Source organism: Pseudoalteromonas apostichopi (assembly GCF_030297135.1).
Classification (GTDB): Bacteria; Pseudomonadota; Gammaproteobacteria; order Enterobacterales; family Alteromonadaceae; genus Pseudoalteromonas; species Pseudoalteromonas apostichopi.
The window spans coordinates 2,671,255-2,695,025 of the sequence record NZ_AP028065.1; the positions used below are offsets into that span (position 1 = coordinate 2,671,255).

Consider the following 23,771-nt stretch of genomic DNA (forward strand, 5'->3'; position numbering starts at 1 on the left):
CTGGATTGATAGCAGCCCCTTTGCTATAATTTCGCCCCGTCTTGATTCTATATTATTCCTTTTAATTCCTGATATTCTAGGGTTCGCATGAGTACAAAATTTATCTTCGTAACTGGCGGGGTTGTTTCTTCGTTGGGTAAGGGTATTGCAGCAGCGTCATTAGCCGCTATTTTAGAAGCACGTGGTCTTAACGTGACTATTTTAAAGCTGGATCCTTACATTAACGTTGACCCAGGCACTATGAGCCCAATTCAGCACGGTGAAGTATTTGTAACTGAAGACGGTGCAGAGACTGACCTTGACTTAGGTCACTATGAGCGTTTCATCCGTACCAAAATGACTAGCCGCAACAACTTCACACAAGGTCGTGTTTATGAAGATGTATTACGACGTGAGCGTCGTGGTGAGTACCTTGGTGCAACAATTCAGGTTATTCCACACATCACAAACGACATTAAGCAACGTGTATATGACGGTGCTGAAGGTCGCGATGTAGCAATCGTTGAAATTGGCGGTACAGTTGGTGACATCGAGTCACAACCATTCTTAGAAGCAATTCGTCAGCTTGGCACTGAAATTGGCCGTGAGCGCGCATTGTTTATCCACCTAACGCTAGTGCCATTCTTAGGCCCTGCAGGTGAAGTTAAAACTAAGCCAACACAACATTCAGTAAAAGAATTACGTTCGATTGGTATCCAACCAGATATCTTAATCTGTCGTTCTGATCGTAAACTTCCAAATAACGAGCGCGCGAAGATCGCACTTTTCACTAATGTTGAAGAGAAAGCTGTTATTTCATTACCAGACGTAGAAAGCATCTATAAGATCCCTGCGTTACTTAAATCACAAGAACTAGATAACTTCGTATGTCGTCGTTTCTACCTTGAGTGCCCAGAAGCAGATTTATCTGAGTGGGAACAAGTGTTATATCAAGAGTCTAACCCAACGGGTGAAGTGACGATTGGTATGGTTGGTAAGTACATCGAACTACCAGATGCTTATAAATCAGTAAACGAAGCATTAAAGCACGCAGGTCTGAAAAACCGTCTAACCGTGAACATCGAATATGTTGATTCACAAGACTTAGAAAGCAAAGGTACAGAGTTACTCTCTCACCTTGATGCTATCTTAGTACCAGGCGGCTTCGGAGGCCGTGGTGTTGAAGGTAAGATTTTAGCGGCTAAATATGCACGTGAAAACAAAGTTCCTTACTTAGGCATTTGTTTAGGTATGCAAGTAGCGCTTATTGAATATGCGCGTAACGTTGCAGGCCTTGAAGATGCAAACTCAACTGAGTTTAACGCAAAATCAGCACATCCAGTTGTTGGTTTAATCACTGAATGGCAAGATGCTGACGGTAACGTTGAAATCCGTGATGAGCAATCTGATCTAGGTGGTACTATGCGTTTAGGTGCTCAGAAATGTCACTTAACACCTGGCTCTAAAGTAAGTGAAGTATACGGTAGTGACGAAATTGTTGAACGTCACCGTCACCGTTACGAAGTGAATAACCACTTTGTAGAGCAGCTTGAAAAAGCAGGCTTAAGTTTCACAGGCTTATCTGAAGATAAGAAACTAGTCGAAATTATCGAGAATAAAGATCACCCTTGGTTCATTGCCGCGCAATTCCACCCGGAATTCACGTCAACACCACGTGATGGTCACCCGCTATTTGAAGGGTTTGTTGCAGCAGCACACACTCACCAAAAAGCGTCATCGTAATTTAAGTAGGCCGTGCTATATGCACGGCTTATTTGTTTTAAAAGCCAGCAGCAATAAAGCTGGCACTAACTCACCATTTTCGGGAAAAGAGGAATCAAGATGTCAGAAATCGTAAAAGTGATTGGTCGCGAAATCATGGACTCGCGTGGTAACCCAACTGTTGAAGCTGATGTACATTTAGCTGATGGTTCATGGGGCCGTGCTGCAGCACCATCTGGTGCATCAACAGGTACTCGCGAAGCGCTTGAATTACGTGATGGTGATAAAGCACGCTACCTAGGTAAAGGTGTTTTAAAAGCAGTAGGCTATATCAATAACGAAATCGCTGAAGCTCTTAAAGGTCAAAACGCAGTTGATCAAAAAGCTGTTGACCAAGTTATGCTTGACTTAGATGGTACTGAAAACAAAGAGAAACTAGGTGCGAATGCTATCTTAGCTGTGTCTTTAGCAACAGCTAAAGCGGCTGCAAACTCAAAAGGCGTAGAGCTTTATGAGCACATTGCAGATCTAAACGGCACACCAGGTGTTTACTCAATGCCATTACCTATGATGAACATCATCAATGGTGGTGAGCACGCTGATAACTCTGTAGATATTCAAGAGTTCATGATCCAGCCAGTTGGCGCGACAAACTTCCGTGAAGCGTTACGTATGGGCGCTGAAGTATTCCACAGCTTAGCAAAAGTACTTAAAGCTGAAGGTCACTCTACATCAGTAGGTGATGAAGGTGGTTTTGCTCCTAACCTTGAATCAAACGAAGCGGCACTTGCTGCAATCAAGGTAGCTGTTGCAAATGCAGGTTATGAGCTTGGTAAAGATATCACTCTAGCTCTAGACTGTGCGGCATCTGAGTTCTACGACAAAGAAGCAAATATCTACGACCTTAAAGGTGAAGGTAAAAAATTCACTTCTGAAGAATTCAACCACTTCCTTAAGGGCCTTACTGAGCAATACCCAATTGTTTCAATTGAAGACGGCTTAGACGAGTCTGATTGGGATGGTTTCGCACACCAAACACAACTAATTGGCGACAAAGTACAATTAGTAGGTGACGATCTGTTCGTAACTAACACGAAGATCTTAAAGCGTGGTATTGATAACGGTATTGCTAACTCAATCCTTATCAAGTTCAACCAAATCGGTTCATTAACTGAAACGCTTGCAGCTATTAAAATGGCTAAAGATGCTGGCTTCACAGCTGTTATCTCTCACCGTTCAGGTGAAACAGAAGATGCAACAATTGCTGATTTAGCAGTGGGTACTGCGGCAGGTCAAATCAAAACGGGTTCATTAAGCCGTTCTGACCGTATTGCTAAGTACAACCAATTACTTCGCATTGAAGAAGTATTAGGTGAGAAAGCACCTTACAATGGTCTTAAAGAAGTTAAAGGTCAGTAATCAGCCCTAGCTATTTAGACTGTAAAAGCCTCCTTCGGGAGGTTTTTTTATATTTTAATTAAAGCTGAAATTGCTGTTTTAGGATCTCGCCGGTGAAGCTGGTTTTTAGATAAAAACCGCGAGGCAAGGTTTGTATTATTTGACCATTAGGGCCAATTGCATCAGTCAGCGCTTTGCTATTGGCTGCTTTTGGCCTTATTTGCATAACATCGCCTAAGTGGCCCGAAATCTCATCCACTCGACCTAGAGCTATTAGCTCCATTTGTTCTTCCCAATCACGTTGTAAGAGTGCGTCTTGCTCGGCCGTTGGCTGCCACAAGAAGCCGCTGCCTATGGTGCGGTGAAAAGGTAGAATTTCGCGTTCGCCTAAAATAGGTAACCATAAAACATGATTCAACTTTTTACGAACCGTACTTTGCTGCCATTTCATCCCAGTTACATTCAGTAGTGGTGTTACAGAAACAAACGTCGTTTCGAGTGGTTTGCCTTTAAATGAAATGGGCAGAGTTTTTAACTCAATTCCTAATTCTTCAAAATCAGGCGTTGGCTTTGAGCCTGCAGTTGCGCCAAGCACATATTCGATAAGTTGCCCGGTCCAGCCTTTTTCACGTAGCAAGTCTTCAGGTGTTTTAAAATGATATTGCTCGGCTAATTGCCCTAAAGTAAGGCCTGCTATAGCATCAACACGTTGCATTAATTCATTTATAGAAGCGGGTTTTATCGGTCGCATAAGGCGTTTATTTGATTGTCTAATTAACCGGATCATGATAGCAAATGTGCGCCTTAGTGGATATCTTTGTGTTTGAGTGTTTTTTGCGCACGTTAAGTGTGAGCTAAAAATAACCAATTAATTTTTTGGATATCCAGGTCTAAGTATATGATATTTAATTTAATTATTGTTTTTGTGTGTTGTTTCTATTTCATTAATTAGTCAGTTGTTTGTATAAATACAGATATATAAACATGTTTATCCACAGTTTCTGTGGAGAAAGTGGATATTTTAACTGTGGATTGTGGATTTGTTTGCAATTTAGGCATGGTTTACAAAAGTTATGCACAAGCTGTGGGTAAGGTGATAAAAATGCGGTTGTAAATAGTTATTTTAATCAAATAGGGTATTTTTATAATAATTACATCGTAACGCCTTGATTAAACATGTTTGTTAAAAAATAAATTTTCAATCTAATTTAGGCTTAGGTGTAAAGTGTTTGCTGTATCGCAGGTTATGTGGAACAATCAATAAAAATCGACTTACAAATGAGGCACTAAGGTGATTGATGCCGAAGGTTTTCGTGCCAATGTCGGAATTGTAATTTGCAATAATCAGGGACAAGTATTTTGGGCTCGTCGCTATGGTCAACACTCTTGGCAATTTCCCCAAGGTGGTGTTGATGACGGTGAAACAGCAGAGCAAACCATGTACAGAGAATTACACGAAGAAGTGGGCTTGCTTCCTGAAGACGTTGAGATCGTCGCAAGTTCTAAACATTGGTTACGCTATAAATTACCCAAGCGTTTAATTCGCAGAGACTCAAGTCCTGTGTGTATTGGGCAAAAACAAAAATGGTTTTTACTGAAACTTCGTTGTAAAGATGAAGATGTAAATTTACTTAAAACTCATCACCCTGAATTTGATGATTGGCGATGGGTGAGTTATTGGTATCCGGTTAGGCAAGTTGTTTCGTTTAAGCGCGATGTATATCGTAGAGTAATGAAAGAGTTTGCCCCGTTTGCAATGCCGTTTAATAAACGAGAGCAACACAAAGATCATTGGCGACATAAACGATAAGGGTAACCTTATTTAAATTAAAGGAGCAGCATCATGTTAGCCACGCTCAGATCAATTGCTGAGGCAGTGTCGCAACAGGCGGACTTAACTAGTGCGCTAGCGTGTTTTGTGCAAATGGTAAAAGATGCCATGCAAACACAGTGCTGCTCGATTTATTTTGCAGATTATAGTCAAGACAATTTTGTACTGATGGCAACTCAAGGCTTAAACCCTGATGCGGTCGGTAAATTTCGTATAGGCTTTACTGAAGGTCTTGTAGGTCTCGTTGCGCAGCGCGAAGAGCCTATCAATATTGCTTTTGCAAAGTCTCATCCACGTTTCAAACTCTCACCCGAAGTTAATGAAGAAGGCTACAACGCGTTTTTGTCAGTACCAGTGGTGCACCAGAAAAAGGTTTTGGGTGTTATCGTTGTTCAGCAGAAGCTGGCGCGAGTATTTAGCCCTGATGAAGAATCGTTTTTAATTACTTTATCGGCGCAGCTTGCCTCTCAGTTAGCCCATGCAGAAATAAAAGAGCTGTTACGGGTAGATGAGTTTTCTCATCAAACTTCTGTTTTAAAAGGTGTTTCTGGTGCTCCAGGTATAGCAATCGGCGAAGCTTTTGTAGTAATTCCAAAGCTAGACTTTACTTCTATTGAGTTGCAAAAAGATGAAGACATCACCACTCAACGTAAGTTATTTACTCAAGCGGTTGCTGCCACTAGAAATGAGTTTAGCACTTTATCAATGACCCTCAGTGATTCGATACCGCAAGAAGCCCTTGCTGTGTTTGATGTTTACCAACAGTTACTGGATGCAAAAAGCTTAGGGCAAAATGTAGAAGCGCAACTTCAGCAGGGCTGGAGCGCTAAAAGTGCACTTAAAATAGTCATCGAAAAACTAATTTCACAGTTTAATGCTATGCAAGACCCATACATCAAAGAGCGTGCAGTTGATGTTAAAGATATTGGATTGAGGGTTTTGCATCACTTAGTCAATACAGAGCATGCAGCAAAGCCTTATCCTAAAGAGACTATTTTAATTGCCAGTACACTAACACCAGCCATGCTCGCAGAAGTGCCAAAAGGTCATTTAGCTGGGGTGGTGAGTGTCAATGGAGCTGCAAACAGTCATGCATCAATTTTAACGCGTGCAATGGGGATCCCTGCAATATGGGGTATAGAAGATTTACCTTTACTGCAATTTGAAGGTAAACCAATGATTCTAGACGCTTATGCAGGGCGTTTATATATTTCACCTTCGCAAGTGTTACATCAGGAATATAGCCAACTTAAATACCAAGAAACGCTATTGAATGATCGCTTTTTTGCAGAGCAAAGTTTAGATGCTGTTACATGTGATGGCGAACATATAAGCTTGTTAGTTAATGCTGGACTTGAGTTAAATATAGAGCATGACAATAAACCTTTCTGTGATGGCGTTGGACTTTATCGTACTGAAGCTTGGTTTATGCAAAAAGGTCAGTTTCCTTCACAGTCAGAACAAGAAAATTGGTATCGTGAAGTGCTTACTAGTTATCACCCCAATCCAGTGGTGATGCGTACACTCGATATTGGTGGCGATAAAGTTTTAGATTACTTCAATATAACCGAAGAAAATCCATTTTTAGGTTGGCGTGGTATTCGCGTGACCTTAGACCACCCTGAGCTATTTTTAGATCAACTCAAGGCGATGCTTAAAGCCAATATTGGTTTAGGTAATCTAAAAATTATGCTGCCGATGATCAGTGGCTCAGAAGAAGTGGATGAATCATTAAAACTGCTCGAACAAGCCTATTTTGAACTAAGTGAGCAATATCCTGAGCAGGCAATTGAACGACCAGAAATCGGTGTAATGTTGGAAGTTCCTTCGAGCGTATTTATGCTTGAAGAGTGGTCGCAAAAAGTCGATTTTTGTTCTGTAGGTAGTAACGATTTAACTCAGTATATGCTTGCAGTTGACCGGTCAAATGCGCGTGTTGCAGAGCTGTTTAATCCTTATCACCCAAGTGTACTTCGGGTGCTGTTAAAAATTGCCCAAGAGTGTCAGCAGCATGAGCTGCCATTTAGTTTATGTGGTGAGTTAGGCGGCGACCCAGAAGGTGCATTACTGCTTATTGCTATGGGTTATCGAAGCTTGAGTATGAACTATTCTTCGATTAGTAAAATTAAGTTTGTGCTTAGACGTTTAAATGTTAGCGATATGGAAAAGTTACTTGCCGAGTGTTTATTACAACCCACTGCAAAACATGTACTTAGGTTAACGCGTAACTTTATGATTGAACATCAGCTCGGTGAGCTATTTTACACCCCAAGTCAAGGTCAATCATGAGGGAAAATTGTGCTGTGAAACGCCCAAAGGGTTGGTTTAAAAGCGATTTATACTGCGTTATTGATTTTAACAATAGAACCACTATTACTTGCAATCAATGCCTTGCCTAAATCGCTTTTAATTCCAACTGAAACTCGCATCTTGAGGTGGTTTGGGTATATATATTAGTTTAGTATATGTATATAACAAATTGAATATATGAGTGTGCTATGCATGACGTAATACTTTTAATGGTGTACTGCGCAATTTTGGGCTGTGTGGTTGGATTTTTAGCAGGTTTATTAGGCATTGGTGGCGGTCTTATTATCGTACCGGTACTTAGTGCGCTACTGGTTTCGTTTGATGTTGCAGACCCAAGCCATGTATTAGTTATCGCGATAGCGACATCGTTAGCATCCATTATTTTTACCTCGACATCTTCAGCCCTTGCTCATCATCGTAATGCTAACGTACCGTGGGAAATTGCTCCTTGGGTCATGACTGGGGTTGGACTGGGTGCATTAATAAGCGGATTTGCAGCAAGCTTTATTCCTGAACAACTATTGCGCTTTGTTTTTGCTGGGAGCGTTGTGTTTATAGCCTTGAGAATGGTGTTATCAACACGCACCAAAGCTGCCAGTGAAAAGCCGCTTCCTTCAGGACCTATTCTTGGCTTTTTATGTGCCATAATGGGGGCGTTGTCAGGGCTAATAGGTATTGGTGGTGGGGCGCTGATTGTGCCGCTACTGCATTATTTTTCTGTTGATATTAAAAAGGCCATTGGTTGTGCTGCAGCATGTGGTATTGTCATTGCGCTGTTTGGCTCGGTGGGTTATGTATCTGCTGGGTGGCAATTAACATCGTTAAGTGATGGATTTGCCGGATTTGTGTATTTACCTGCTTTAGTCGGGATTGTGGTTACCTCGTCGCTAATTGCGCCTATAGGTGCCAAAGCCACGCATTACTTGCCAGTGGCAACAATAAAAAAAGTATTCGCGCTATTACTTGTAATAATTGCGCTTAAAATGGTGTTTAGTTAAAGGTTTTTAATTTTATGGCTCTTCAATTTCCAGATATCGATCCGGTTATTTTTTCGGTAGGCCCGCTCAGCGTACGTTGGTACGGTTTGATGTATTTAATTGGTTTTGCTTTAGCAATGTGGCTTGCTAATCGTCAAGCTGAAAAACCAAACTCAGGTTGGACAAAAGAACAAGTAAGCGACTTGTTATTTTACGGCATGCTCGGTGTGATACTCGGTGGTCGTATTGGTTATGTGTTGTTTTATCAGTTCAGTTATTTTATTGAAAACCCACTGTATTTATTCAGAATTGACCAAGGTGGTATGTCGTTCCATGGCGGTACCTTAGGTGTGATTACCGCAATCGCCATATTTGCTTGGACACGTAAAAAGTCATTATTTGAAGTAGGTGACTTTGTGGTGCCATTAGTGCCACTCGGTTTATTAGCAGGACGTATTGGTAACTTTATTAATGGTGAGCTGTGGGGCCGAGTAACTGACGTACCTTGGGCGTTTATCTTCCCTACTGGTGGGCCAGAGCCTCGTCATCCATCTCAACTGTACGAAGCCTTTTTAGAAGGTCTGGTGCTGTTTTTAATTTTACAATGGTTTATTAAAAAGCCTCGTCCAGCGGGAAGTGTTGCTGGGGTGTTCTTGCTTGGCTATGGTGTGTTTAGATTTATTGTTGAATATTTCCGAGAGCCAGATGCCCATTTAGGTTTATTCGCAGGCGTTATTTCAATGGGGCAAATACTGTCATTGCCGATGGTAATTGGTGGTCTTGGTTTGTTAATATGGGCCTATAAAAAGCCGCAACACAGCGTGGCAAGCAAAGCATAATATGAGCTAATCAATGAAACAGTATTTAGATTTATGTCAGCGCATAGTTGACGAAGGTGTGTGGGTTGAGAATAAACGCACAGGTACCAAATGTTTAACCGTTATTAACGCTGATCTTGAGTATGATGTAGCGAATAACAAGTTTCCGCTAATTACAACACGCAAAAGCTTTTACAAAGCCGCCATAGCTGAATTACTTGGTTATTTACGAGGTTACGATAGTGCTGCACAGTTTCGTGATATCGGCTGTATGACTTGGAATGCAAACGCAAACGAAAACAAAGCTTGGCTTGAAAACCCACATCGTCGTGGTGAAGATGATATGGGGCGTGTCTATGGTGTTCAAGGCCGCAGCTGGCAGCGCCCTGACGGTAGTCACCTAGACCAACTTAAAAAAGTTATCGATAACTTATCTAAAGGCATAGATGATCGCGGTGAAATAGTCACTTTTTATAACCCAGGTGAGTTTGAGCTAGGCTGTTTACGCCCTTGTATGCACACGCACACCTTTTCTTTGTTAGGTGATACTCTATACTTAACTTCATACCAACGCAGCTGCGATGTGCCGCTAGGTTTAAACTTTAATCAGATACAATGTTTTGTGCTACTTGCTTTAGTTGCACAAATTACCGGACATAAACCAGGTAAGGCGTATCATAAGATAGCCAATGCACATATTTACGAAAACCAACTTGAGTTGATGCGTGATGTGCAGCTAAAGCGTGAGCCTTTCGCGTCACCAGAATTAAAAATAAACCCAAACATTAAATCACTTGAAGACATTGAAACCTGGGTTACAAAAGACGATTTTGAAGTAGTAGGTTATCAGTGTCACGATGCAATTAAGTATCCGTTTTCAGTGTAAGAACAATAAAATTTAAGGAGAAATCAATGAAAGCTGTGATCCCAGTTGCTGGTCTTGGCACGCGTATGTTACCTGCGACAAAAGCAATTCCTAAAGAAATGCTTCCTATTGTTGACCGACCACTGATTCAATACGTTGTAAATGAAGCAATTTCTGCAGGAATTAAAGAAATTGTTTTAGTGACGCATTCAAGTAAAAACTCAATAGAAAACCACTTTGATACCAGTTTTGAGTTAGAAGCAACGCTTGAAAAGCGTGTTAAGCGTCAGTTACTTGCAGAAGTACAATCAATCTGCCCGAAAGATGTAACGATTATTCAAGTTCGTCAGGGTGAAGCTAAAGGCCTTGGCCATGCTATCAACTGCGCAGCACCTATCATAGGTAATGAACCATTTGTAGTTATCTTACCGGATGTGATCATTGATGATGTGGCCAGCGACCTTAAAAAAGATAACTTAGCCGAAATGATCCAGCGCTTTGAAAGCACAGGTGAGAGCCAAATTATGGTGGAGCCTGTTCCGCAAAATGAAGTAGATAAATTTGGTGTAGTGGACTTAGGTGATGTAAAAATCCAGCAAGGTGAAAGTGCTGCAATTTTAAACATGGTTGAGAAGCCTCCGATTGAGCTAGCACCTTCAAATCTTGCTGTTGTTGGCCGTTATGTATTGAGCAAAAATATTTGGCCATTACTTGCAAAAACTCCTGCAGGCGCAGGCGATGAAATCCAATTAACAGATGCGATTGCTATGCTAATGGAAAAAGAAACTGTCGATGCCTACTCAATGAAAGGTAAAAGCCATGACTGCGGCAGTAAAATTGGTTATTTAAAAGCGATTGTTGAGTTTGCACTGCGTCGTGATGAATTCAAAGGTGAGCTTACAGACTTCATAAAGTCGCTGGTAAAATAAGCAATTTAGATTTCTAGTCAAAAATTACTTCATAAAAGTGCCTATATGGCACTTTTTTATTATTTACATAAACCTTACAATTGTCGATCATTACCCAATAAAGGATTTTTCTGATATACCTTTGTCTTAACGCATTGTTACTATTGAATGTAAATGAATAGTTTCGTTTATGGCTGTTTTCCAAAAATAACTAACACAAAGGTTATAGTCGAAACGTTAATACGTTAGTGGTTACGTTTTATATCTCAAATTATCTTTTAAGTGTTGATGTACAGGTAAGTACTAACAATATGCTCTTCTTTTAATAAGAAGCTAATTTTAATGGTACTTTAAAGAATCCTGATTATGAAATGTTACTTAAAGTCTTTGCGTTACAGTTTATACCTGATGGTGTTACTAGCTGTAGCTGGCTGTAGTAATAACCCATTGCCTTCTATTCTTAAAAATAAAAATATTAATATTACTTACCTTTTTAACAAAGCGTTTAAGCAATCAGATACTTTTAGTGTACTAATTCAAACGAGCCCAGATAAAGCAGCAATAAACTATAAATCAGTTGAAAATGTTAAGCAGATTCAAGATATCGATCTCAACTCTGTCTCTGAGTCATCAAACAAAACGGAGTTTCCTGAGCACAATTACAGTTTTGCTTTACAGCTTATGTCTGTTGAATCAGAACAAAGCCTTGCCTATTCATTTAAAAAAATGGTTAAGCGTGCGCCGAATATCTTCCAAGGAAAACCGATACTTAATATCGAAGTTGCTAAAGTAAATGAGCATACTTATTATCGCCTTAAGTTTGGCCGTTATAAGTACTTGAAAAATGCCAAAGCCGATTGTGAGGCTATTAAGCGGCAAGGAATTGATTGCTGGGTTGGTAACTACACTGACAACCGAATATATTTTTAGGGTTAAAGTTCATTCTAAAGGTGGCATTTTTATTGCTATGTTTTAAGCCTGTTTTTGAGAATCGACGTAATCATGCATTTTTCTATTTTTTCTAAAAACCTATTGATAGCTATCAGCTTAACTGTTTTAACAGCCTGTATGATGAGCCAAGAGCATAGCCAGCCTGAGCAACCATTTACGCATTCACAAAGCGCAGCTATTGCAGCAACCAAAGCAGTAGAACCGGGCGTGCAATTAGGTTTATATTTAACACCGACAAAAGTAAGTCACCGTGTATTAGAGCTAAAGCGAGACTACCCTGATGTTTTGCATGGCCTGGATTTTCGTTTTAAAAAGCGTGAGCACAAAGGCGTAACCGTGTATGGACTAAGAGCTGGTCCATTTACAAACTATACTCAAGCTACTGCATTTTGTGAAATAGTAAAAAAGCTAGGGCAGACTTGTGTGACAGCTCCTTTTGTTGGACAGGTGCTGTAGCTACTGCTTTTGCGTCAACTAACTTTGCTATTCCTGTTTTAACAACCTCACATACTCAGTCTGAGTAGCGATTAATAACTTAAAACAGATCCATTACAAAGCGGCTTACTTCCTTTAATCACAGAGTTTCTTGCTTCACTATTATCTAGCTATATCTAGCAAATAATAATACTTAGGCATAATTATTGCTTTGTACTTACTAAGTTTAGTGAGGATGGCAATTATGCGCCTGTTATTTTATTCAGTTTTTTTAGTGTTGGTGGGTTGTAGCTTAACTGAAGAGCCACAAAGTGCGCCCCCTAGAGAAACCCCAAAATCGCCAATGGCACCATATACGGTGCATCAATATGTTGCTGATTTAAGCAGTCAGCTGAGCCGTATTCAAGGCCCTTATAAAGGTAATGCTCGTATTGCTGTTACCAGTTTTTATATGGCTGATGGCTTAGGAACTGATTTAGCAGAAGATCAGGGCAGTGGCTTAAGTCAGCAAATTCAAGAAAGTTTATTAACGCAATTTACTCAGCTTGGTTTTCATACTATCGAGTATCGGTTAGAAAATACTTTAAATTTGCAGCAATCGGCCGATAGTGTACTTAGTCGTGATGTAAATACCTTACGTCAACGTCAGAATATTGACTTTGTTATTACCGGCACACTGACGCGGCAACAACATGCCTACATAGTTAACGCCCGATTGGTAAATACCAAAGATCTGCGAATAGTGTCAGCAGCAAGCACCGAGATCCCCATTAATGTCATGTGGGGAGCTGAAAAAGTTCAGCAGCGTGATGGCCAGTTGTATCGAAGCGAATATTAAGAGGAACTCATTTAATGAAACGTTTAATTTTAACTTTATGTTTGCCTTTAGGCTTTGGTTGCTCTTCGATGTTAACAGGTGATGCAACACAGCATGATAATGAGCCTCAGTTAACTGCGCAAAGAGAAGTCGCCGCGCCGCATAGTAACGACAGTGTGTTCCAAACTAATAAGGCGGTGATGAACAACAGCACTTTTACCGCTGCACCAACGCGTAAAAATATTAATCATTATGTGCGTGGCATCATGCAAGACTTAGTTGAAAATTTGCAATATGTTAGCGATACCACGCCGGTTGCTGTTTCAAGTTTTGTGTACCTTGATGCTGATTACAACTCAACGAATTTGCTAGGTAATCAAATTGCCGAAAGTTTCATTCATGAACTGCACGCATTTGGTGTACCTGTCATTGACTTTAAAACTACTGATTATATGCGTGTCACGCCAAGTGGTGACTATGTTTTCAGTCGTGATTATTTAGAGCTAAGCCAAGATCAAAATTTTAATTATGTATTGGCAGGTACTTTGGTTAATCATCAAAGTGGTGTGCTCGTTAATGCCCGTATTGTTGGCTTAGCAAGTAAAGCGGTTGTAGGGTCAGCGCAGGGTTTTATCCCGCAATCAGTGGTTGATGCCCTTGATAGCACCAACCGTAGTGATGGTATTACACTAAAACAAGCAAGTGAGTAAGCTATGAAAGGTTTTATCTTAGCATCGTTAACGCTCGCGCTATCCGGCTGCCAATTGCTGCCAGAGCAATCAGCAGAGCCGAAAAACGCACAGGCTTCAGCAAATGGTCAGTTAGATTACGTTGCTATGCTGCAAGCAGTTGAACAAAACGACATGCAGCAGGATAACGCTAACCATCGTCTATTTGTGCCATATCAACATCATAAAACAGTTGTAAATTATGTCGAGCAAATGGCGCTTGAGTTAGTTGATACTATGCAACAAGAAAGTGAGTTAGGAATTGCTATTACTTCTTTTGTCGATTTAGATGCAAGCTTAAAAACCAGCTCTCAACTTGGTAATCAACTATCGGAAACAATGCTGCACCAGCTGCAGAAATTTGGCTTTGGGGTTGTTGATTTTAAAGCGATGGATGTAATTAGTGTGACCTCACGTGGTGATTTTGTGATGTCGCGTGATATAGAAGAGTTAGCCGAGCGTCGCATTGCCAGCCATGTACTTACAGGCACGCTTATATATCGCCCTAACGGCGTTGAAGTGAATGCTCGAGTGATTAATTTAAACTCAAAACTTGTTATTGCCAGCGCACAAAAAGTGATCCCGTATTTTGTGCTAAAAAATGAGTCAATCCAATCTGCAACAGCTAGCGTTAATTAGCTCTTGCATTACACCAATCGGCTATTCTCGAGTCGATTGGTTTATTCTCCTTGATTAGCAAAGCCTTAGACCGTTATAATTTTAGTTACAAGTTACAAGTTACAAGTTACAAGTTACAAGTTACAAGTTACAAGTTACAAGTTACAAGCAATCCCTCAGCTTTTGAGTGGCCTCTTAGTTAAATGGATATAACGGCCCCCTCCTAAGGGGCAGTTACAGGTTCGATTCCTGTAGGGGCTACCAAGTTACCTCAGCACCCCCTAAGCTTAATTAACCCGTTACTTTTTCAAGCTCACCTGTGCGCCATGGTTCAATGATGATTTTGATATGGTCGTTTGGTTTAAACAAGGTATCAAAGGCACCTTGTACGCCGTCGATGCCGACTTTTCCTGTGCGCATTTTTTGCCATGCAATTTTACCTGAAGCGATGTTCTCGAGTGATTGAGCAAATTCTTCTGGTTGATAGTAATAAGAGAAAATAAGGTCTAACTCTTTGACAGTTGCATAGGCAAAATTAACGTTAAGTGGTGCAGTATGTACACCTGTTACAATGATTTTTGCTTTTGCTGGCGCACGTAAAATGTAGTCGTTTAATAAGCGGCTGACACCGGCGCATTCAAAAATAACTACCTTGTTGCTACCTGCAAGCACAGCGGCTTTAGCCACTTCATCATCCGCCATAGGGTTAACATATTCAGTAGCGCCAAATTCAAGGGCAATTTGTTTTTTGCTTTCTTGCGGATCAGAGGCAACGATGTGTTTTACGCCTTGTAACTTTAATGCGGCAATCGCGGCAAGGCCAATTGGGCCACAACCAACTACGATTGCAACATCATCATTATGCATTTGTGCGCGGTTCACTGCATGCAGGCCAACAGCAAGTGGTTCTGTAATGGCTGCCGCTTCTGATGGAACTGCATCAGGAATAGGTAACAACAAGGCTTCATCAACGATAAAGTATTCAGAATAGGCACCATACAGCCCTGGAGTTACACCTACGCCAGCACCGCCAGCAGAGAGTAAGATTGGCACTGAGGTTACACGGGTTCCTTTAGCAAGTTCGCCTTTGGTATTTGGGCCGTAGCTGACGATTTCTGCCGCATATTCATGGCCCAATAACACTTCTTGGTCATCGCCAGCATCTTTTGCCATGATGCCAAGGTTTTTATAGATATCGAATACATCACTGGTGTGGCGTGTAATATGAATATCTGAACCGCAAATACCGCAAGCTAGGCTTTTTACGAGTACTTGGCCGGGTCCAGGAGTGGGAATATCAATTTGTTTTACATGCAACTTGCCATTTTGCATGGCAACAGAATTCATTTGGCTCATATGTGTGTCCTCAATTCACCTTATTTGTGAATTATTAGACTAAAGTAAAGTACCTGCCTTAATCTTGACTTTTTGCGACAAAAACACCGCTTATTGCGACATTGCTGTTTATAAACCGCTCATTGTGGAGTGTTTAAAGTTAAAACCCTAAAAACGATTAGGGTTTTAACTTTAACATTACAGAGGTTTAGCTGAAGTAGGCAGTATTGAGATATAAATGAGTTAATACGCCTGCAAAGTAACCGAGTAAAATGACTGGCGACCATTTTAAATGACTATTAAATGTGTAAATCCCTCTTGCTTGACCCATAAGTGCAACCCCAGCTGCAGAGCCAATTGATAACAGGCTGCCACCTATACCTGCTGTTAAGGTGATAAGCAGCCATTGACCATGCGACATATCTGGCATCATTTGTAACACCGCAAACATCACAGGAATGTTATCTACAACGGCTGACATTAAACCAAGAATAATGTTCGCACCGGTAGCAGACCAATTGTTATAAAGTAAATCAGAAAGCAGCGCTAAGTAGCCGATAAACCCTAAGCCACCAACACAAATTACAATGCCATAGAAGAACAAGAGCGTGTCCCATTCTGCTCTTGATACACGGCTAAATACATCAAAAGGAACAACGTTACCTAAGCGAGATAAGCGCTCTTTATCACCTTCGCGCTCTGCCATAGCGCGTTTTCTGGCAAGGGAGCCGGGTAGAGTGACGCGTAAGAAGTAGCCAAAAAACTGTAAATAGCCAAGGCCCATCATCATGCCTACAACTGGAGGTAAACCAAAGGCGGTTTTTAATACCACGGCGGTTAGTATTGTCAGTAAGAATAAGCACAATATGCGAAGCGCACCACGTTTAAGTTCAATCTCTTCGCCTACGATATCAGGGTGTTGATTATTGATATATAAAGACATAATAAATGCTGGAATAATATAACTAACTAAAGCAGGTAGGAATAAAACAAAAAACTCGGTAAAGGCAACAACATCGGCTTGCCAAACCATGAGTGTCGTGATGTCACCAAATGGGCTGAAGGCGCCCCCTGCATTAGCTGCAATTACAATGTTTACGCATGACATAGCAATAAAGCGATTATCATTTGCTGCAACTTTCATTACTACGGCACATAGAAGTAATGCGGTAGTTAAGTTATCGGCTACAGGTGAAATACAAAATGCCAGTACACCGCTTATCCAAAATAATTGTTTGTAGCTAAAGCCCCTCGCAACCAGCCAGCTTCTTAGGCCATCAAATAAACGGCGCTCTTCTAGGGCGTTGATGTATGTCATCGCAACGAGCAAAAATAGCATTAACTCTGAAAATTCTAACAGGGCGTGACGAAACGCGTTAGTGCTCAGATCAGATAAGTTTTGTGCACTGTACTGCCAAGCAATAAGTGTCCAAATAATCCCGGCTGCAACCAATACGGGTTTTGATTTGCGTAAGTGAATTTTTTCTTCGAGTATGACGAGCACATAAGCAAAGATAAAAATAACAAGGCATATAATGCCAACAGGGTGGGTGAGTAAATCGATAGTACCAGTTGACGCAGCATGAGCTTGGCCACCGAAACATAGCAAGGAAAGGAGCAGTCCTTGTATTAGTTTTTTCATTTTATATTCCAATTAATTCATCTTAATTTCGTTACGGTTTGAGTAAATGTAGCTGCAGACATTTTAGGTTCATTGTTTGCTTTATGTAACAATATAGTAATTAAAATGTTGGTATTTTGAATATAAATATCGGTGATGGCGAGAGCAGACCAGTTGGTTAATTTATTTTTTAATCAATAGGTTGTAGTTGTTTAAATAATATAAGGGCTGCATTCAGCAGCCCCAACTTGAAAATTATGCAAAGTGTTTTTCTAAATCGTCAGAGCCACCAATGTGCTCACCGCCTATGAATACTTGCGGTACTGTCTCACGACCTGAAATAGCTTTTAAGCTGGTTAATGATGCGTGTTGACCTAATATAATTTCTTCGTACACATAACCCTTTGCTTCTAATAATGCTTTAGCTTTTGTACAGAATGGGCAATTAGGTTTCGTAATAATGCTCACTGACTCTGGTTTTATTTGCGCAGGGTTAATGTATTCAAGCATGGTATCAGCGTCAGATACTTCAAATGGGTCGCCTGGCTTTTGCGGTTCAATAAACATTTTTTCGATAACACCGTCTTTTACAAGCATAGAATAACGCCAGCTGCGCTTACCAAAGCCTAAGTCGTTTTTATCAACTAACATACCCATGCCGTCAGTAAACTCACCGTTGCCGTCTGGCAGTAGGGTAATATTTTGGGCTTCTTGGTTTTGCGCCCAAGCATTCATCACGAATGTATCGTTTACAGAAATACAGACAATGTCATCAACACCGTTTTGTTTAAATACAGCAGCAAGCTCGTTATAACGTGGTAAATGTGTTGATGAACAAGTAGGTGTAAATGCGCCAGGTAATGCAAATAGCACAACCGTTTTATCTTTAAAGATTTCGTCAGTAGTAACGGATTTCCACTGCTCGTCTACACGTGTTGCGAATGTAACGTTTGGTACTTTTTGGCCTTCGATATTGTTTAACATTGTTTTGATTCCTCTTGATTTGTTGAGTGCTATTATGCGGTTTAATTTTTGATAGTTCCAATCGTTTGTTTGTATTGATATGATAGGTAAAAGCTATTAAAGGTGCGGTTATGAATTTAAAAGACTTCGAATATGTAAAAGCGGTTGCACAGTACAAGCACTTTAGAAAAGCAGCAGATGCCTGCTATATCAGCCAACCTACTCTAAGCGGGCAAGTTAAGAAGCTTGAACAAGAATTGGGTGTTGTTATTTTTGACCGTTCAACTAAGCAGGTCACAATCACTGCTCAAGGTGAGCAATTACTTAAACAGATCACATTTATTCTTGAGCAAACGCAAGTGCTCAAAGAAATTGCCGCCAGCTCACACGATCCACTAAAAGGTAAAATAAATGTAGGGATTATTCCTACCATCGCACCTTATTTACTGCCAACGCTATTAACATCAATGAAGCAAGCTTTCAGTGAAACCCAATTTTCATTTACTGAAATGCAAACAGCACAAACGCTGCTGGCCCTTGATAATGGAGAGATTGATATTGCAATTGTTGCTGATGTAGCCGATTTAGCGCCTTATCATGTTTCACCGCTTTATAAAGAAGATTTTTTGGTCGCGGTGTCAGAGCAACACGTATTAGCAGAACACACTGAAGTAGCTTTAGCTCAATTACAGGATTGTGATTTATTAATGTTAAATGAAGGTCATTGCTTTAAGGAGCAAGCAGAACAATTTTGTTTTTCAGCAGGGGTCGAGGTGTCAAATCAATATAAAGGGAACAGTATTGAAACCTTACTCGCGCTGGTGGCAATGGATGATGGTGTCACTTTTGTTCCTAAGCTTGCATGTACACCACGTGAAGGAGTGAAGTACTTAGCGATTGCACCAAACCAGCAACGGCAAATTGTCATTGCAACTCGTAAGCACTACCCGCACATAGCAGGTGTTGAGCAATTAGCTAACTGGCTAAATGCTCATGAAGGCCTACAAGCTCATTTACTCGCTAGCAGCTAACTCAACAATATCGTTAATTTGAATGTTAGGCAGTGGTTGCTTATCTATACTCATGGCAACCGCTGATTGCTGATAAAGCTGAGTCACTTTTACCTGATTAAGTGTCGTGATTTTATGCGGGAGTTTATTACCCTGTGCATCCGTTAGGTAATTATGATGGGCAATATTTAAAACTTGCCCTTGCTCGAGACCATGAGCCTTACCAAGGTTTATAATCAGCCTATCGTTTTCGATATGCAGTATTTTACCTTGCGTGGGCAAACAGGCCATGGCTGCTTGTAAGTCATAGGTTAGAGTTTGGTTTATATCACTAATAGCTTGGCCATAGTCGGTTGCCCAAAACCGGTCACTATAAACATCGATGATCTCAGTCTTTTTATACGGCCAAATGCCTTCTGTTTGGTAGCTTTTTTGCCAAAGCTTTTCGTAAGTTGTGCCATCAAAGAGCACATAATCAACTTTATATGCGCGCTTAAAACTGTCATCCTGCCAAAATGCATAGTCGTTATTAATTTTATGGTTGACCGACAAATCACGAATACGACTTAGTAACACATATTGCGAGTTACTTCGGCTAGTGATTTCCTCAAGTAGTGCATTACTATAATCGTATTGCTGAGTGAAAAAGTGATCTACCCTTAGCGGCATGTTGTAATAAGCCGTTGGCTTAGCTGCCATTTGTGTATTGCTTAAGCTATTATATAGGTGTTCACTTATTGCTTTGTTTACGTCAAAAATTTGGCCCATACGAGCTTGCTCGCGATTGGCAAGTTGGCTTTGCGTAACAGCAATAAATTTAGTGTATTGGTTTGCAGGGCACTCTTCTGCTTGAGCAAAGATGTCTAAGCGAAGCGTAATAGCATAGGTGTCGTTATGACGATCTTCGCTGATTAATTCTATTTTCTGGATTTCACCGTGGCTACTTATTTTCAGCTGATCTTGCGTCAAAACCCCGTCAACTAGGGTCTGTACAGAGCTTACTCGAGCGCCAGAAAACACTAACGCCTGAGTAATGGCATCTTTAATGGCGGCAGATTTGGCTTGGCTAGTATCGCCATTTTTTACAACTGCATGGCCTGTAGATTCAAACCACTGCGCTAAACTATTGTTAGAAAACAAAATTGTAAAAGCTAAGCCAAGGCTTTTTAAGCAGGCTATTGTTTTATTGTTCATGCTGACACCTAGCATTAAAACTATTGAATAACCTAAATGAGCAAGGACTGTACCACAGTGGCATTAAACGTGCATATTTGTAGACAAGAGTTTTAAGCGGAAGCAAATTATGCGAGTACTTCTATTAGGTGGGCTAGTTGCCTGCGCAGCATTAACAGGCTGCAGTAGTATTTTTGATAAACATGTAGAATACACTTACATTGAGCCAGATAGCTACCCGGTGCTAAAAGCTGTGGGTTATGCGCCAATAAGTGCTCAGCCTGGCAGTAATGAATCGCAACGTACTCTACTTGCGATTAAAGCCTCAAAGCTTGAAGCTTACCGCGAGCTTGCTGAGCAAGTTTACGGGCAAAGAATTTCCGCAGGCACTACAGTGCAAAACAGCATTGCTCATAATGATCAATTACAAAGCCAAGTACAAGGTGTGATCAAAGGTGCACAGGTTATTAAAACCTATGCAGTAGGGGACACCTACGCAACTGAATTACAGCTTGATATGAAGCGAGTGCACGATTTATACATCGGCGAAGTAAAACCGCGCCAAGTGAAAAAAGTAACATATTATTAGGTGCAACTTAGTCTAGTTGTAACCTATTGGCTTGCCGCATAAGTCCAGCAAATTCTGCAAGCATAAAAAAACGCGATAACTTAGTTATCGCGCTTTTTTAATGAAATAGTATTTAGGCTTTCAAGTTGTGAACGATTTTCTTATCGCCTTGAATAACACTGCCGCCTTGGTCGTAGGTCATCGATGATGGCGCACCGATTATAATATCCTTAAGTTGTTTAACACTCAGCTGTGCTTGATGGGCTGCATGGGCATTAACATCGTTTTTCTTTTTGCAGCTTGATAGTAAAGTGTTAACTTGCTTGATAAGTGAACTCACTTCGTCATCTTGCGAATCATTGTGCGCAACAAGCTTTTGAACTTCTTTATCAATTGTTTGGATTTGTTGTAACAGAGAGATTTTTTGTTGGGCAATACTCTTTAATCCATCGCCACGTTTTGCAGCAATGGCTGTCAATTCATCATCTAACAGCGCAGCAATAGACTCTAAGCACGAAACTTGTTGTGTTAGTTTACTGGCAATTAAATGATTATGATCAGCCATAGACATCAAACTCGAATGCAGCAATGTTCTTTGCTAACTTCTCAGCATCAATTTGGTATTTACCTTCGCTGATTGCTTTTTTCAGCTCAGCTACTTTATTGCTGTCAAAGCCAGATGAATGCTCAGCTTTTTCTTGCAAAGACTTAAGCTGTTTAGCTTGAGGTGTTAAGCTCACAGAATCTGCACTTGCTTTAGGTGCGGCTGACTTTGCAGCAGCTGCATTAGCATTATCTTTTTGTAAATCAAGCTTCTTTTGCTTGGTATTTGTCAACACAGAAGGCTGTTGTTGACCATTATTGACATTGCTTACCATAATTTTGACCTATACATTACCCAACATATGCCTTTATATCGGCGGGCACAGCGGATACTTTAGCATAAATATAAAAAATTAAATATTTACTTGTACAGACTCGACCCCATCCACACGTGCATTTAATACTTTACCTGATTTTTTGTTTTTTACACGTACTAATTCGTCTAACGTGCCATCTTCTAAAGCAATCCCAGTGGTCTTAATTCTTAAACCGCGTAATGAGGCATAAATAGTGACATTATCGCCTTTGCAAACCATACACACCTGACGCATTACAATAGGGCTGCCATCACGCAAGTTACGTTTGCTACGGCTGCCAATAAGTATAGACTCATCTTGTACGTATTGCGTTCTAACAAACTGCTTTGGTTTCATTTCAACACGTAAATGCTCTGGACGAATGACTTCACCACGAGCAAGGTTGGTTGTTACAACAACCACAGGTTCGAGCTCAATTATGCGGACATGGACGTATTGGGTCCAACTATTTAGGTCTTGGCACTTAAGTTGTACTGTTACCTGCCGATTAAAAGGAGGTTCTGTTGGTAACTCTTTGTTTATTGGCGACTCACAAAACCTCTCTGGAATGCGACCATCTAATGGTAAAGCACTTATTTGTGGTTTGGTGTCCAGATCAGGGAGCTGTTCGCTAACAAAATCGATAGCGATTTGTTGAAGTTGCTCGTTATTATAAACTTCTGCCTGCAGTTGTGTTGCAAACAACAGGCTAGTAAGAAAATAAAAAACACTGTATCTTCGGCTTTTTTTTAACAAACTCATATTGTTTCGACTATGCTTATGGTTGAAAACAAGGTATAAATATTTTGCGTCAAAAAACAGACGCTTCGTAACCTTATGTAGCTTTAACACAAAGAAGGCAATTATTGTTCCAGCTCTGATTGTTTATCTTTAGGAGATTGAAATGGCAGGCATTTTAGACTCAGTTAACCAGCGTACTCAGTTGGTTGGGCAAAACCGCCTTGAATTACTATTATTCAAACTCAGAGGGCGACAACGCTTTGGTATCAACGTGTTTAAAGTAAGAGAGGTTTTGCAATGCCCACCACTTACTAACATGCCAAAATCAAATGCGTATATTCGCGGCGTTGCGCACATTCGTGGCCAAACTATCTCTGTTATTGATTTATCGATGGCCGTAGGTGGTCCGGCAATTGAAAATATCAAAGACAGTTTTATCATCATTGCTGAGTACAACCGTTCTGTGCAAGGGTTCTTGGTTGGCGGAGTTGAGCGCATCGTTAATATGAACTGGGAAAAAATAATGCCACCGCCTTCAGGTGCGGGACGTTATTCATACTTAACAGCGGTCACTGAGATTGAAAATGAGTTAGTTGAGATACTTGATGTAGAAAAGATCTTAAACGAAATTTGTCCAGTTAACACTGAAGTGAGTGCTGAAGTGGTTGGTGAGGGTGAAATTCAGCGTGATTTAGGTGAGCGTATTGTCTTTATTGCTGACGATTCAGCGGTAGCTCGAAACCAAGTTAAACGTGCGCTTGAACCGTTAGGTGTACAAACTGAGTTAGCTAAAAACGGCAAAGAAGCATTATTACGTTTACGTGAGATTGCTCAGCTTGATTGTAAAAATGATATTACTGAGCGCGTTGGCTTATTGATATCTGACGTAGAGATGCCGGAAATGGATGGTTATACCTTAACCGCCGAAATTAAAGCAGATCCAAAATTATCACCTCTTCATGTGATCTTGCATACCTCTTTAAGTGGGGTATTTAACCAGGCAATGATTGAAAAAGTAGGTGCCGATGATTTTATTGCAAAATTTAACCCAGATGAATTAGCAACAGCTGTGAAAAAGTGGGTTCATTGTGATTAATTATTTAT

24 protein-coding genes and 1 tRNA gene are annotated in these 23,771 nt (G+C 40.6%); 17 read left to right on the plus strand and 8 right to left on the minus strand.

Annotated features, from left to right (window positions below):
• Nucleotides 1–87 precede the first annotated feature (87 nt).
• The gene (pyrG, locus tag QUE86_RS12060) at nt 88–1,722 is read left to right on the plus strand and encodes a CTP synthase (protein WP_054562242.1); all 1,635 of its coding nucleotides are present in this window, start codon (nt 88–90) and stop codon (nt 1,720–1,722) included.
• Nucleotides 1,723–1,821: 99 nt separating this feature from the next.
• The gene (eno, locus tag QUE86_RS12065; RefSeq protein WP_062566760.1) at nt 1,822–3,120 is read left to right on the plus strand and encodes a phosphopyruvate hydratase; all 1,299 of its coding nucleotides are present in this window, start codon (nt 1,822–1,824) and stop codon (nt 3,118–3,120) included.
• 58 nt (nt 3,121–3,178) lie between these two features.
• On the opposite strand, the gene mutH is transcribed toward eno, so the two are convergent.
• On the minus strand, nt 3,179–3,850 hold the full coding sequence (gene mutH / locus QUE86_RS12070) for a DNA mismatch repair endonuclease MutH (RefSeq protein ID WP_130052319.1): 672 nt from the start codon (nt 3,848–3,850) through the stop codon (nt 3,179–3,181).
• Nucleotides 3,851–4,390: 540 nt separating this feature from the next.
• On the opposite strand from mutH, the gene rppH reads away from it, so the two are divergent.
• The 12 genes from rppH (at nt 4,391) to QUE86_RS12130 (ending at nt 14,621) form a co-directional block, all read left to right on the plus strand.
• On the plus strand, nt 4,391–4,909 hold the full coding sequence (rppH, locus tag QUE86_RS12075) for an RNA pyrophosphohydrolase (protein ID WP_054554350.1): 519 nt from the start codon (nt 4,391–4,393) through the stop codon (nt 4,907–4,909).
• Nucleotides 4,910–4,942: 33 nt separating this feature from the next.
• Nucleotides 4,943–7,219 carry a phosphoenolpyruvate--protein phosphotransferase gene (gene ptsP, locus QUE86_RS12080; RefSeq protein WP_130052130.1) on the plus strand — a complete coding sequence of 759 codons (2,277 nt, stop codon included), beginning with the start codon at nt 4,943–4,945 and terminating at the stop codon, nt 7,217–7,219.
• Between the two features lie 209 nt (nt 7,220–7,428).
• Nucleotides 7,429–8,238, plus strand: a complete 810-nt coding sequence (locus QUE86_RS12085) for a sulfite exporter TauE/SafE family protein (RefSeq protein WP_286257452.1) — start codon at nt 7,429–7,431, stop codon at nt 8,236–8,238.
• A 14-nt stretch (nt 8,239–8,252) separates the two neighbouring features.
• A complete protein-coding gene (gene lgt / locus QUE86_RS12090; RefSeq protein WP_130052128.1) occupies nt 8,253–9,056 on the plus strand; it encodes a prolipoprotein diacylglyceryl transferase in 804 nt (267 codons plus the stop codon).
• A gap of 13 nt (nt 9,057–9,069) precedes the next feature.
• Nucleotides 9,070–9,921: a thymidylate synthase gene (locus QUE86_RS12095; protein ID WP_054562236.1), complete on the plus strand. Its 852-nt coding sequence runs from the start codon at nt 9,070–9,072 to the stop codon at nt 9,919–9,921.
• A gap of 26 nt (nt 9,922–9,947) precedes the next feature.
• Entirely contained in the window at nt 9,948–10,829 is an 882-nt protein-coding gene (gene galU, locus QUE86_RS12100) for a UTP--glucose-1-phosphate uridylyltransferase GalU (protein ID WP_239977801.1), read from the plus strand.
• Nucleotides 10,830–11,174: 345 nt separating this feature from the next.
• A complete protein-coding gene (locus QUE86_RS12105; protein WP_167657901.1) occupies nt 11,175–11,738 on the plus strand; it encodes an SPOR domain-containing protein in 564 nt (187 codons plus the stop codon).
• 72 nt (nt 11,739–11,810) lie between these two features.
• Nucleotides 11,811–12,215, plus strand: coding sequence for an SPOR domain-containing protein (locus tag QUE86_RS12110; protein WP_286257458.1), 405 nt, complete (start codon nt 11,811–11,813; stop codon nt 12,213–12,215).
• A gap of 223 nt (nt 12,216–12,438) precedes the next feature.
• A complete protein-coding gene (locus QUE86_RS12115; RefSeq protein WP_130052124.1) occupies nt 12,439–13,032 on the plus strand; it encodes a FlgO family outer membrane protein in 594 nt (197 codons plus the stop codon).
• Between the two features lie 14 nt (nt 13,033–13,046).
• Entirely contained in the window at nt 13,047–13,721 is a 675-nt protein-coding gene (locus QUE86_RS12120; RefSeq protein WP_130052123.1) for a FlgO family outer membrane protein, read from the plus strand.
• A gap of 3 nt (nt 13,722–13,724) precedes the next feature.
• The gene (locus QUE86_RS12125; protein ID WP_130052122.1) at nt 13,725–14,378 is read left to right on the plus strand and encodes a FlgO family outer membrane protein; all 654 of its coding nucleotides are present in this window, start codon (nt 13,725–13,727) and stop codon (nt 14,376–14,378) included.
• 168 nt (nt 14,379–14,546) lie between these two features.
• Nucleotides 14,547–14,621, plus strand: a tRNA-Arg gene (locus tag QUE86_RS12130).
• 27 nt (nt 14,622–14,648) lie between these two features.
• On the opposite strand, the gene QUE86_RS12135 is transcribed toward QUE86_RS12130, so the two are convergent.
• The 3 genes from QUE86_RS12135 to QUE86_RS12145 form a co-directional block, all read right to left on the minus strand.
• Nucleotides 14,649–15,713 carry a zinc-binding dehydrogenase gene (locus tag QUE86_RS12135; RefSeq protein WP_286257462.1) on the minus strand — a complete coding sequence of 355 codons (1,065 nt, stop codon included), beginning with the start codon at nt 15,711–15,713 and terminating at the stop codon, nt 14,649–14,651.
• A gap of 187 nt (nt 15,714–15,900) precedes the next feature.
• Nucleotides 15,901–17,334 (minus strand): sodium:proton antiporter NhaD, encoded by a 1,434-nt coding sequence (gene nhaD / locus QUE86_RS12140; protein ID WP_239977806.1) that lies wholly within the window; start codon nt 17,332–17,334, stop codon nt 15,901–15,903.
• 234 nt (nt 17,335–17,568) lie between these two features.
• Nucleotides 17,569–18,297 carry a glutathione peroxidase gene (locus QUE86_RS12145; RefSeq protein ID WP_130052119.1) on the minus strand — a complete coding sequence of 243 codons (729 nt, stop codon included), beginning with the start codon at nt 18,295–18,297 and terminating at the stop codon, nt 17,569–17,571.
• 110 nt (nt 18,298–18,407) lie between these two features.
• Between QUE86_RS12145 and QUE86_RS12150 the strand changes: the two genes are divergently transcribed.
• On the plus strand, nt 18,408–19,307 hold the full coding sequence (locus QUE86_RS12150) for a LysR substrate-binding domain-containing protein (RefSeq protein ID WP_286257470.1): 900 nt from the start codon (nt 18,408–18,410) through the stop codon (nt 19,305–19,307).
• Here the strand turns inward: QUE86_RS12150 and QUE86_RS12155 are convergent.
• The gene (locus tag QUE86_RS12155; protein ID WP_239977808.1) at nt 19,290–20,480 is read right to left on the minus strand and encodes a flagellar assembly protein FlgT; all 1,191 of its coding nucleotides are present in this window, start codon (nt 20,478–20,480) and stop codon (nt 19,290–19,292) included. The genes QUE86_RS12150 and QUE86_RS12155 overlap by 18 nt on opposite strands.
• A gap of 109 nt (nt 20,481–20,589) precedes the next feature.
• Between QUE86_RS12155 and QUE86_RS12160 the strand changes: the two genes are divergently transcribed.
• Complete coding sequence (locus tag QUE86_RS12160) at nt 20,590–21,048, plus strand: LPP20 family lipoprotein (protein WP_130052116.1); 459 nt, start codon at nt 20,590–20,592, stop codon at nt 21,046–21,048.
• A 112-nt stretch (nt 21,049–21,160) separates the two neighbouring features.
• Here the strand turns inward: QUE86_RS12160 and flgN are convergent, their stop codons facing one another.
• The 3 genes from flgN to flgA all read right to left on the minus strand — a co-directional run bounded on the left by flgN (nt 21,161) and on the right by flgA (nt 22,688).
• Nucleotides 21,161–21,592, minus strand: a complete 432-nt coding sequence (flgN, locus tag QUE86_RS12165; protein WP_286257475.1) for a flagellar protein FlgN — start codon at nt 21,590–21,592, stop codon at nt 21,161–21,163.
• Nucleotides 21,585–21,905, minus strand: a complete 321-nt coding sequence (gene flgM / locus QUE86_RS12170; RefSeq protein ID WP_286257478.1) for a flagellar biosynthesis anti-sigma factor FlgM — start codon at nt 21,903–21,905, stop codon at nt 21,585–21,587. The genes flgN and flgM overlap by 8 nt, the downstream gene beginning before the upstream one ends.
• Nucleotides 21,906–21,983: 78 nt before the next feature.
• Nucleotides 21,984–22,688 (minus strand): flagellar basal body P-ring formation chaperone FlgA, encoded by a 705-nt coding sequence (gene flgA, locus QUE86_RS12175; RefSeq protein WP_130052114.1) that lies wholly within the window; start codon nt 22,686–22,688, stop codon nt 21,984–21,986.
• A 142-nt stretch (nt 22,689–22,830) separates the two neighbouring features.
• On the opposite strand from flgA, the gene QUE86_RS12180 reads away from it, so the two are divergent.
• Nucleotides 22,831–23,763 (plus strand): chemotaxis protein, encoded by a 933-nt coding sequence (locus QUE86_RS12180; protein ID WP_130052113.1) that lies wholly within the window; start codon nt 22,831–22,833, stop codon nt 23,761–23,763.
• The last annotated feature ends 8 nt before the right edge of the window (nt 23,764–23,771 follow it).